The sequence below is a fragment of the Belnapia sp. AC561 genome, assembly GCF_979252845.1.
Genome location: NZ_CEEDBP010000012.1, coordinates 145,624 through 155,489, shown reverse-complemented (window position 1 = coordinate 155,489; position 9,866 = coordinate 145,624). Strand labels below are relative to the sequence as shown.

Genomic DNA, 9,866 nt, shown 5'->3' with positions numbered 1-9,866 from the left:
GCTCGACGGCGGCGACGGGGGTGGGCGGCTCCGGCGGGGTTTCCACCACCTGGGGCGGCGGCGGCTCGGGCGGTGCTTCCACCGGCGGCGTGGGCGCCGGGGCGGCGACGGGTTGCGGCTCGGGCACCGGCTCCGGCTCGGGCTCCGGCGCGGTGGGGACGGGCATCTCCAGCAGCATCACCGGCATCGCATCCTCCACCGGCGGCGGCGCCGGCACGGTCAGCACCGCGGCGGCGGCGGTGAGGTGGAGGGCGCCGGAGGCGATCCAGGCGATGTGGCGGATGCGGGCCATGGTCAGGGGCCTCGTGCCGGGGCGGGCGATGGCGCGGGAGGTGATGCGGGCGCGGCTTCCGAACCGGGCAGGGAAACGAGCGCGACCTTGCTGATGCCGGCCCGCTGCACCAGGCCCATCACCCGCAGCACCTCGCCGTATTCGATGCCGCGATCGGCCCGGAGATGCAGCGCGCGATCCGGCGATTCCGTGTGCAGCGCGGCGAGCCGCGGCTCCAGCACCGCCTCCGGCACCGCATCCTGGCCGAGGAAGAGCCCGCCCTCGCGCGTGAGGGAAAGCTCCAGCGGCGGCTGCGGCGGGCTGAGCGGCGCGGCGGCGGTGCGCGGCAGGTCCACCGCGACGCCGGCGGTCAGCATCGGCGCCGTCACCATGAAGATGACAAGCAGCACCAGCATGACATCGACCAGCGGGGTGACGTTGATCTCGGAGACCGGGCTCGCTTCGTCGTCGTCGAGGTTGCCGAGCGGGGCCATGCTCATGCGGGTTCACCGGCGCTGCGGCGGCCGCCGGCGATGGCGGGGCGGCGGGCCAGCCGGCTGGCGAGGCTGGCGGCGGCGCCCTGGGCTTCCTGGCGGATGCGGGACAGCTGCACGCTGCAGCGGTTGTAGGCGATGACGGCGGGAATGGCGGCGACCAGGCCGATGGCAGTGGCGAACAGCGCCTCGGCGATGCCGGGCGCCACCGTGGCGAGGCCGGTATCCTGCTTGGCGGCGATGCCGAAGAAGCTGTGCATGATGCCCCAGACGGTGCCGAAGAGGCCGACGAAGGGGCTGACCGAGCCGATGGTCGCCAGCAACGGCAGGCCGGGCTCGGCCTTGCGCAGGGTGGCGGTGACGGCGCCGCGCATGGCGCGCTCCAGCCGGTCGCGGAACTCGCCGGCAGTCTCGCCGGTATCGCGGCCTTCCCGCCATTCGGGCAGGCCGGCGCGCAGCACGGCGCCGGAGAGACCTTCGCCCTCGGGCGCGATGATGCTGCCGGAATCGGCGAGCGCGACGAGGCTGCGGGCTTCACGCTTGAGCCGGCGGAAGAGCACGGCCTTCTCGAGGATGACCGCCCAGCAGGCGAGCGAGGCGAGCGCCAGGGCGGCCATCACCGCCTGGACCACGGGGTCGGCGTTGAGCAGCAGGCTTTGGATGGTGAAATCGGCGCCATTGGTCATGCGGGCATTTCCTGGGATCGGGCCTTCAGACGGCGGCGGTTGCGGCGGCGGAGCAGCCAGGCGGCGAGGCCGGTGACGAAGAGCACCGGCATGGCGAGGCCGGAAAGGAAGACGAGGATGCGGCCGCCCCAGCCGAGCAGGGCGCCGCCATGCAGCCAGCGCTGCATCGCCATGGCTTCCTCCCCGGCGCCGCGGGTGCGGGGGCCGCGTTCCTCCAGCACCGCACCGGACCAGGGGTCGATGGTGATGAAGCTGCGGGCGCGGACCTCGGTGCTGGCATCGGCGGGGCGGGTGGTGACCTGCCAGGCCTGGCGCTGGCGGGTCGGCAGCAGCACGCCGGTGACGACCTGGCCGGGCAGATGCGCCAGGGCGGCGGCCGCGGCGGCATCGGCATCGAGCTGCATCGGCTCCCGCCGCGGCGGGGCGGGCGCTGCCTGCTCCGGCGCGGCGATGCCGAGCATGGGGCGGAACCAGGCGGGGAAGATCAGCACCACGCCGGAGAAGGAAACGACGGCCAGCACCACCGCCATCCAGATGCCGATGACGCGGTGCAGGTCGAGGTTGAAGACGACGCTCGGCCGCCGGCGGATGGTGACCAGGGCGCGGCCGAGCGAGCCCTGCTTCGGCCACCAGAGCCAGATGCCGGAGAGCGAGAAGAGGAGCATCAGCACGCCGAGCCAGCCCACCGCCTCATGCCCGCCCCACTCGCGCAGCAGCAGGGTGTCGTGCAATTGCCGCGTCGTGGCGATGAAGCTGCCGCGGGCATCGCGTTCGCCGAGCAGGTTACCGGTCGCCGGGTCCAGGTAGGCGCTGGCCGCGGGCGGCCCGCCGCGCATCCGGGGCGGCGAGACGATCCAGACCGGCCAGACCGCGTCGGGCGGGCGGATGCTGCCGGCCGGACGGCCGGTCGCGGCCTCGGCGCGGCGCAGGATCTCGGCATAGCCCAGCGCCGGATCGGCCGGGCCGCTGGCGCGGTAGAGGCCGGGGTTCAGCGCCGCGTCGATCTCGCGCTGGAAGGAAAGGATGCTGCCGGTGACGCCGATGACCACGAGCACGAGGCCGAGCACCAGCCCGGCCCAGCGATGGGTGAGGAGCAGCACGCGGGTGAGGCTGATGCCGCGCCGGGCGACGGCGCCGTCCTGGATCGCGGCACTCATGCGTCGGCCCAGCGGCGCAGCAGGTTGTGGTACACGGCGGTCAGCTCCGTGGGAGAGGAATGGCCGGCCGGCAGGTCGCCGCGGGCGCGGTTGATGGCCATGTCGAGGTCGAAGAGCAGGCTGCGCTGGCCGTCGTCGCGCACCATGCTCTGCACCCAGAAGAAGCTGGCGAGGCGGGAGCCGCGGGTGATGGGCGCGACGCGGTGCAGGCTGGTCGAGGGATAGATCACCGCATCGCCGGCCGGCAGCTTCACCCGCTGCTCGCCATAGGTATCCTCGACGATCAGCTCGCCGCCGTCGTAACTCCCGGGGTCGCTGAGGAAGAGGGTGCAGGAGACATCGGTGCGGATGCGGCCGCCATGGCCGGGGAGGATGCGGATGGCGTTGTCGACATGCGCGCCGAAGGTCATGCCGGGGTCATAGCGGTTGAACAGCGGCGGGAAGACCTTCAGCGGCAGCACGGCGGAGATGAAGAGCGGCATGCGCTCCAGCGCGGCGAGGACGATCTCGCCGAGCGCCTTGTGCTCGGCGCAGCCTTCGGGGATCTGCAGATTGTCCTTCACCTGGGCGGATTGATGGCCGGCGGTGACGCGGCCATCGACCCAGGGCGCGCGCGCCAGGAGCGCGCGTGCCTGCAGCAACTGCTCGGGGGTCAGGACTTCGGGCAGTTGCAGCAGCATATGGTCAGAACCGGGCGGCGACGGTGGCGATGAAGGTGCGGCTGGCGCCTGGCACCACCTGGCCGCCCGTCACCTGGTCGTAGTAGCGGCGATCGGTCAGGTTCAGCGCGTTGAGCTGGACGCGGAGGCCGCGGAAGCCGCCTTCCTTCGGGGTCCAGGCGAGCGAGGCGTCGTAGCGGGTATAGCCCGGGGCGAAGTTGGTATTGGTCGTGTTGGAATAGCGGCCATCGACGTAGAAGGCGCCGCCGCCGACGGTCAGGTCATAGGGCAGGTCGTAGGTGGACCAGACCGTCGCAGTATGGCGCGGCGTATTCGGGATGTTGCGGCCGACCTCGGCGGGCACCTTGCTCTGGACGATCTGGCCATCGAGGTAGGTATAGCCGGCGAGCAGATTCCAGTTCTGGGTGACGCGACCGAGCATCGAGACCTCGAAGCCATCGACGCGCTGGTTGCCGGCGAGGCTGGTGATCGCGGTCGCCGGGTCGGTGGTGCGGGCATTCTCCTTCTCGAGCCGGAAGACGGCGCCCTTCACCTCGACGCGGCCGGCGATGTCGTAGGAGGCGCCGATCTCATAGCTCTGGTTGCGCTCCGGCGCCAGGTCGGCGGTGGTCGCCGTCAGCGTGAGGAACTCGCCCGAGGGGTTGAAGGAGGTGCCGGTGGAGAAGTAGGTCCGCAGCCCGGGGATCGGCTTGAAGACCAGCGCCGCGCGGTAGCTGGCGAGGTTGTCGTTGCCCTTCAGCCGCTGGTTGTCGAGGAAGCTGCGGTAGTCGGTCGAGAAATGGTCGAAGCGGCCACCGACCAGCACCTCGAACATCTCGCCGATCTTGATCTGGTCGACGGCGAAGGCGGCGGCGCTGTCCGAGGTGACGCTCACCCGCGACCGCAGGGTGCGGACCAGGTTGCTGGTGTCGTCGAAGTAGTTGGGGAAGAAGAGGTTGGCATTCGGCCGGGGGCCGAAGTACCGGGTGGTGTGGTTCATCTCGCGGCCGAATTCGGCGCCGATGATGGCCGAATGCTGCAAGGCGCCGGTGCGGAAGTTCAGCACCAGCTCGCTGAGGTTGTTGTAGCCGGTGTCGGTCGCGTCGCGGAATTGCGCCTCGCGCAGGACCGTGGTGGTCGGGATCTGCGCCAGCCGGGTCGGCGTGGTGTTGAAGCGCGGCGCGGTCGCATCCAGGTCGCGGTCGTAGTTGGAGAAACGGAAGGTGTTGCGGATCGTGACCTCGTCGCTGAAGCGGTGCGACAGCCGGGCGGTCAGCACATCCGTGGTCAGCCGCTCATGGTCGACGCCGGCGGTGCCGTAGTAGTTGCCGCGACGGACCGCGGCCGGGCGGCCGAAGAGCCAGGGCAGGCCGTAGTCGGGGATGTTGTTCTCGTACTGGTGCAGGTAGTGGACGGTGAACTGGGTATTGGTGCCGAGGCCGAAGGTGACCGAGGGGGCGATGCCGTAGCGGCTGTTCTCGACATGGTCGCGCCCGGCGATCTGCTGGGTCATCGCCATGGTATTGAGCCGCACGCCCACGGTGCCGGCGTAGAGGTTGACGTCGCTGGTGGCGCGGACGCCGGCCGGCGAGTAGCCCTGCAGGCTGACTTCGCCGAAGTTGCGCGCCTGCGGCAGGCGCAGGGTCTGGTTGATGACGCCGCCGGTCGAGCCGCGGCCGAACTGGATGGAGGAGGGGCCCTTCAGCACCTCGACGCTGTCGAGGTAGAAGGGATCGCGGGTATATTGTCCGACGTCGCGCAGGCCCTCGATGAAGAAGTCGCCACGGGCGCTGAAGCCGCGCAGGGTGAGGTTGTCGCCCGAGGCGCCGCCCTCGCCGGCGGCGAAGCTGATGCCGGTGACGTTGCGCAGGGCTTCCCGCAGCGTGGTGCCGGCGCGCTCGTCGATCAGCGCGCGGGGGACGACGGAGATGGTCTGCGGCGCATCGGCGACGGTGGTGGGCAGGCGCACCACAGGCTGGTTGGCGCCGGCGCGATAGCTGGAGGGCGCCTCGGTGGCGACGTTCAGTTCAGGCAGGGCGAGGTCCGCGGCGGGGGGCGTCTGCGCCGCGCTGGGCACGCTGGCAGCGAGAAGCCCGAGGCTGGCGAAGCCGAGACTGGGTTCGATGCGGGTCATGGTCTGGCGGAGCGACATCGTTGATTGAGTCCCGACTGCGTTGCCGCTTCGATAAGCAAGATGAGAATGACTCGCAATAGCAAATCGTAACGCAGAGTGGCCGGCCGATACACGCGCCCGGTCGTTGTGGCCGGTCGGCGACAGGCGGGCTCGCATCAGGCGAGGCGTCCGGCGATGGCCTGGCCGATGGCCTGAAGCTCCGGCTCCGGCCGCCGCGCCAGGCGTTCGGCCATGCTGGCGAGGAAGCCGGGCGGGCTGCCATCGGCCGCGCGGCGGAACCACTGCGCGGCGGCGGTGGTCTCGCCACGTGCCGCCAGCAGGGTGCCGAGGTTGAACTGGCCGCGGAAATCGCCGGCCTCGGCGGCGCGGCGATAGAGCAGGGCGGCAGCGGCGGGATCGGCCGGCGTCTCCCAGCCTTCCTCCAGGAAGCGGGCCAGGATGTTCAGGGATTTGGCATGGCCCTGGGCGGCGGCGCGGCGATACCAGCCGAGCGCTGCCGCGGCATCCCGCGGGCCGCCCGCGCCGCGCCAGAGCATGGCGGCGAGGTTGTACTGGGCCCAGTCGTAGCCGGCCTCGGCGGCACGGGCGTAGCAGTCGCGCGCGGCCCCGGCATCAGCGGGGCCGCCCCAGCCCAGCTCATGGCAGCGGCCGAGCATGTTGAGGCCGGCATGGTTGCCGGCCGAAGCGGCGGTGCGGAACCAGCCGCGGGCAGCGACGGCGTCGGCCGGCAGGCCGCGCCCATCCAACAGGATCTGCCCGAACAGCAATTGCGCCTCGACCATGCCATAGCGGGCGGCGGCGGCGATCCAGCGCGCGGCCTCGACCGGCTCGCCGTTGAAGGCGGCCTGCAACTCGGCCGGAGTCGCGGCCTGCAGCCTGTCGAGGGACAGGGGCGCAGGACCGCGGGGCGAGGGGAGCGTGGCGCGCATCAGCCGATGCCGGCGTGACCTGGCCGCCGGGCCGCGGGGGCGGCCGATGCGGGCAGAAACATGGTGGAATGATCCCGAGACAGGGGATCAGGCTAATTCATATGCGAATAACTCGCAATAGCACAGCCTGTTGGAACCTTCAGCGGACCTTCCAGTCTTCCACCCAGAGGGTCGTTGGGTTGAGGTGGCCGGTCGGGCGTATCCCCTCCAGCCAGCGCGGCCAGATATGGGCATCGGCGCGGAACCAGAGCGGCAGCTCCGGCAGGTCCTCGGCGAAGATCGCCTGGAAGCGGGACCAGAGGGCGCGGCGCTTCTCCCGGTCCAGTTCCTGCGGCAGGGCTTCCAGCAATGCATCCATGGCCGGGTTGCGGTAGCCGCCGTAATTCTGGCCCGACCAGTTGCGCGCCTCGGTCGGGATCTCCTCCGAATGCAGCGTGGTGCGGGGGACGTTCTCGGGGGAGCTGATCCAGGCGAAGAGCGCCGCGCCGGTGAAGCGGCGGCGGGAGAGGGTCTCGCCGAACAGCACCCGCGGCGGCTCGTTGCGGATGCGCGCCTCGATGCCGGCCTGTTTCCACATGGCGGCCATCACCTGCTGCACCTGTTCGCGGGCACGGTTGCCGGCGGTTGTCATGAACTCGAAGCTCAGCTTCTCGCCGGCGGCATTGCGGCGGATGCCGTCCGGGCCGGGGCGCCAGCCGGCCTCGTCGAGCAAGGCGGCGGCGCGGGCGGGATCATGCGGCCAGTCCGGCGTCGCCGGGTCGTGCATGGGGTCGAGCGGATTGACCCCGGTATGGGCCACGGTCTGGCGGCCCTCGAAGAGCCTGGCGACGATCTGCGCCCGGTCCAGCGCCAGCAGCAGGGCCTGGCGGACGCGGCGATCGCCCAGCATCGGCTGGTCCAGCCGCAGGTCGAGATGCTCGTAGATCAGGCCGGGCTTGTATTCGATGCGGAAGCGCTGGCCGGTGCGGCGCTCCAGCGCGGCGGCCTGTTCCACCGGCAGGCCCAACTCCCCGGCCACCATGTCGAGCTGGCCGGCGAGGAGCTGCGCCTCCATCGCCGCGGTATTCTCGATGGTGCGGACCTGGATGCGGCGGAAGGCGGGGGCGGGGCCGCGCCAGGCCTCGTTGCGCTCCAGCGTGACCCCGGCGCCGGGCTGGACCGCGGTGATGCGATAGGGGCCGGACCAGAGGCCGGGGTTGGTGGTCTCGGTGTCATAGGCGGTGCGGTTGCGATAGGCGCGCGGCTCGGCCTCCCAGCGGGCGCGGTCGATATGCGCGGGCAGCGGCTGGAAATCGCCGAGCGAGGCGAAGTCGAAGGTCACCCGGTCGAAATGCAGGGTGAAGCTGCGGGCATCCGCGACCTCCATCGTATAGGCGGAGCGGAAGAACTCGGCCGGGCCGATGCCGGTCTCGGCGCTGCGGCCGGCGTCGTAGGCGAAGCGCAGGTCGGCGGTGGTGACCGGGGTCCCGTCGCCCCAGCGGGCATCCTCGCGCAGCCGCCAGGTGACGCGGAGGCCGGGCTTGCCCTCCGGCGTGGTCTCCCGCACGGCGCCGCCGTTCTCCAGCGTCGGCAGGGTCTCGCAGGCCATGCAGGCGAGCTGCCAGTCGGGGCCATAGGCGGTGACGGGGCGGCGGGCGAAGCCGAGGACATAGGACTTCGCCGCCATGGCATCGAAATTCGGATGGAAGGTGGAGGGGTACTGAATGATGCCGATGGTCAGGCTGTCCCGCGCCGCCGGCTGGGCATCGGCCGACCGGATGACGGCCGGCATGGCCAAGGCCAGGCCGAGCAGGGCCAGCAGCCGGGGACGCGGGGGCATGGTTCAGTCCATTCCCTTCGGCTTGGCCTCCGCCAGGCTGCCGATCCCGCCATGCGACTGCGACCAGCCGACCGGGTTCTCCAGGAACTTGCGCACTTCCTTCAACGCCGATTCGGAGAAGTACGGCCGCTCCCGGCACACTTCCAGCACGTCCCACCAGGTGCAGAGGTGATGCAGGTTGAGGTCCATGGCCTTCATCGTCTCGAAGCTGCCGGGGAAGACCCCGTAGTAGAAGACGACGAAGGTATGGTTGCAGAGCGCGCCGGCATCGCGCAGCGCCTGGGCGAAGGCGATCTTGCTGGCGCCATCGGTGGTCAGGTCCTCGACCAGCAGGGTCTGCTTGCCCTCGGGCACGTCGCCCTCGATCTGGGCGTTGCGGCCGAAGCCCTTGGGCTTCTTCCGGACATAGGCCATGGGCGCCATCATCCGGTCGGCGATCCAGGCGGCGAAGGGGATGCCCGCGGTCTCGCCGCCGGCCACCGCATCGATCGTCTCATAGCCGATGTGGCGGCCGATCTTCTCCACCGCCAGCTCGCAGATGCGGGCCCGGGCGCGGGGGAAGTAGATGATCTTGCGGCAATCGATGTAGACGGGGCTCTTCCAGCCGCTGGTGAAGGTATAGGGCTCCTCGGGGCGGAAATTCACCGCCTTGATCTCCAGCAGGATGCGTGCCGTCGTCAGCGCGGCGTCCCTGTCCCAATCGGAAGCATGTTGCATGGCCATGGCGCATTCCTCTGCCGGCGGCGGTTGGCGCATCCGTAACCGGGGCGCGGCGGCGCGTCCATGACCGAAGCCGATGTTTGGGTCTTGGCCGATCCACGGGCCGGCACGGCGGCGCAGGCGTTGGGAATTGCCGAACGGCTGGGCCTGCCGTTCCGGGTCGTGCCGCTGGCCTGGGGCCCGCTGGCCCGGCTGCCCTTGCCCTGGCCGAGCCTCGCCGGGCTGTCCGGTACGGCGCGACGGGAAGTCCGGCCGCCCTGGCCGCGGCTGGTGATCTCGGCCGGGCGGCGGGCCGGGCCGGTGGCGCTGTGGCTGGCGGGGAAGGGCGCCCGCACGGTGCATTGCATGCGGCCCGGCTTCGGCGCCCGTCGCTTCGACCTGCTGGTGCTCGGCCGGCACGACCGTGTGGGGGAGGCCGCCAATATCCTGCCCATCCTCGGCGCCTGCCACCGCATGTCGCCGGCCCGGCTGGCAGCGGCCCGGCTGGATTGGGCGCCGCTGGAGCGCCTGCCCGGCCCGCGGGTCGCCCTGCTGGTCGGCGGCAAGGTGCGGGCGGAGGGGATGGATCCGGCAACCGCCGCGGCGATCGGCAGCCAGGTTGCGGGCTTCGCCGGCAGCGTGCTGGCCACCACCAGCCGACGTACCGGCGCGGCGGCGACGGAGGCGCTTTCCGCCGCCCTGGCGGGGCTGCCGCATCGGCTGTACCGCTGGGGCGATGCGGGCGGCAATCCCTTCGCCGGTTTCCTCGCCTGGGCGGATGCGGTGGTGGTCACCGGCGACAGCGTCTCCATGCTGTCGGAGGCGCTGGCGACATCCGTGCCGGTCTTCGTCGCCGATCCCGGCGGCCTCGGGGCGCGGCATCGGCGGCTGCATGAGAGCCTCTATGCCGCCGGCCAGGCGCGGCCCCTGAGCGCGGCACCCGCTGCCTTCCCGCGGGCACCGCTGGACGAGGCCGCACGGGTCGCTGCCGCCATCCTCGCGCGGGGTTGGGCATGAG

At 71.5% G+C, this 9,866-nt stretch carries 10 protein-coding genes; 1 reads left to right on the top strand and 9 read right to left on the bottom strand.

Annotated features, from left to right (window positions below):
• From AC0IW9_RS12685 to AC0IW9_RS12645, 9 genes are all read right to left on the bottom strand, one after another.
• The coding region (locus AC0IW9_RS12685; RefSeq protein WP_471648615.1) for a hypothetical protein at positions 1 to 292 on the bottom strand (292 nt) is incomplete at its 3' end.
• 2 nt (positions 293 to 294) lie between these two features.
• A complete protein-coding gene (locus AC0IW9_RS12680) occupies positions 295 to 771 on the bottom strand; it encodes a biopolymer transporter ExbD (RefSeq protein WP_471648614.1) in 477 nt (158 codons plus the stop codon).
• Complete coding sequence (locus AC0IW9_RS12675) at positions 768 to 1,451, bottom strand: MotA/TolQ/ExbB proton channel family protein (RefSeq protein WP_471648613.1); 684 nt, start codon at positions 1,449 to 1,451, stop codon at positions 768 to 770. Before AC0IW9_RS12675 ends, AC0IW9_RS12680 begins: the two co-directional genes overlap by 4 nt.
• Positions 1,448 to 2,608 carry a PepSY-associated TM helix domain-containing protein gene (locus tag AC0IW9_RS12670; RefSeq protein WP_471648612.1) on the bottom strand — a complete coding sequence of 387 codons (1,161 nt, stop codon included), beginning with the start codon at positions 2,606 to 2,608 and terminating at the stop codon, positions 1,448 to 1,450. The genes AC0IW9_RS12675 and AC0IW9_RS12670 overlap by 4 nt, the downstream gene beginning before the upstream one ends.
• A complete protein-coding gene (locus tag AC0IW9_RS12665) occupies positions 2,605 to 3,288 on the bottom strand; it encodes a Fe2+-dependent dioxygenase (protein ID WP_471648611.1) in 684 nt (227 codons plus the stop codon). Before AC0IW9_RS12665 ends, AC0IW9_RS12670 begins: the two co-directional genes overlap by 4 nt.
• Before the next feature lie 4 nt (positions 3,289 to 3,292).
• Positions 3,293 to 5,419, bottom strand: a complete 2,127-nt coding sequence (locus AC0IW9_RS12660) for a TonB-dependent receptor (RefSeq protein ID WP_471648610.1) — start codon at positions 5,417 to 5,419, stop codon at positions 3,293 to 3,295.
• 137 nt (positions 5,420 to 5,556) lie between these two features.
• Positions 5,557 to 6,330, bottom strand: coding sequence for a tetratricopeptide repeat protein (locus AC0IW9_RS12655; RefSeq protein ID WP_471648609.1), 774 nt, complete (start codon positions 6,328 to 6,330; stop codon positions 5,557 to 5,559).
• 139 nt (positions 6,331 to 6,469) lie between these two features.
• Positions 6,470 to 8,149, bottom strand: a complete 1,680-nt coding sequence (locus tag AC0IW9_RS12650) for a peptide ABC transporter substrate-binding protein (RefSeq protein ID WP_471648608.1) — start codon at positions 8,147 to 8,149, stop codon at positions 6,470 to 6,472.
• A gap of 3 nt (positions 8,150 to 8,152) precedes the next feature.
• Positions 8,153 to 8,872, bottom strand: a complete 720-nt coding sequence (locus tag AC0IW9_RS12645; protein WP_471648607.1) for an orotate phosphoribosyltransferase — start codon at positions 8,870 to 8,872, stop codon at positions 8,153 to 8,155.
• Between the two features lie 60 nt (positions 8,873 to 8,932).
• Between AC0IW9_RS12645 and AC0IW9_RS12640 the strand changes: the two genes are divergently transcribed.
• Complete coding sequence (locus AC0IW9_RS12640) at positions 8,933 to 9,865, top strand: mitochondrial fission ELM1 family protein (protein ID WP_471648606.1); 933 nt, start codon at positions 8,933 to 8,935, stop codon at positions 9,863 to 9,865.
• Position 9,866 lies beyond the last annotated feature (1 nt).

Bases quoted from the DNA above. Each gene is read 5' to 3' on its own strand.
- AC0IW9_RS12665 (WP_471648611.1), bottom strand. From the start codon at position 3,288: ATGCTGCTGCAACTGCCCGAAGTCCTGACCCCCGAGCAGTTGCTGCAG.
- AC0IW9_RS12670 (WP_471648612.1), bottom strand. From the start codon at position 2,608: ATGAGTGCCGCGATCCAGGACGGCGCCGTCGCCCGGCGCGGCATCAGC.
- AC0IW9_RS12675 (WP_471648613.1), bottom strand. From the start codon at position 1,451: ATGACCAATGGCGCCGATTTCACCATCCAAAGCCTGCTGCTCAACGCC.
- AC0IW9_RS12640 (WP_471648606.1), top strand. From the start codon at position 8,933: ATGACCGAAGCCGATGTTTGGGTCTTGGCCGATCCACGGGCCGGCACG.
- AC0IW9_RS12655 (WP_471648609.1), bottom strand. From the start codon at position 6,330: ATGCGCGCCACGCTCCCCTCGCCCCGCGGTCCTGCGCCCCTGTCCCTC.
- AC0IW9_RS12660 (WP_471648610.1), bottom strand. From the start codon at position 5,419: ATGTCGCTCCGCCAGACCATGACCCGCATCGAACCCAGTCTCGGCTTC.
- AC0IW9_RS12645 (WP_471648607.1), bottom strand. From the start codon at position 8,872: ATGGCCATGCAACATGCTTCCGATTGGGACAGGGACGCCGCGCTGACG.
- AC0IW9_RS12650 (WP_471648608.1), bottom strand. From the start codon at position 8,149: ATGCCCCCGCGTCCCCGGCTGCTGGCCCTGCTCGGCCTGGCCTTGGCC.
- AC0IW9_RS12680 (WP_471648614.1), bottom strand. From the start codon at position 771: ATGAGCATGGCCCCGCTCGGCAACCTCGACGACGACGAAGCGAGCCCG.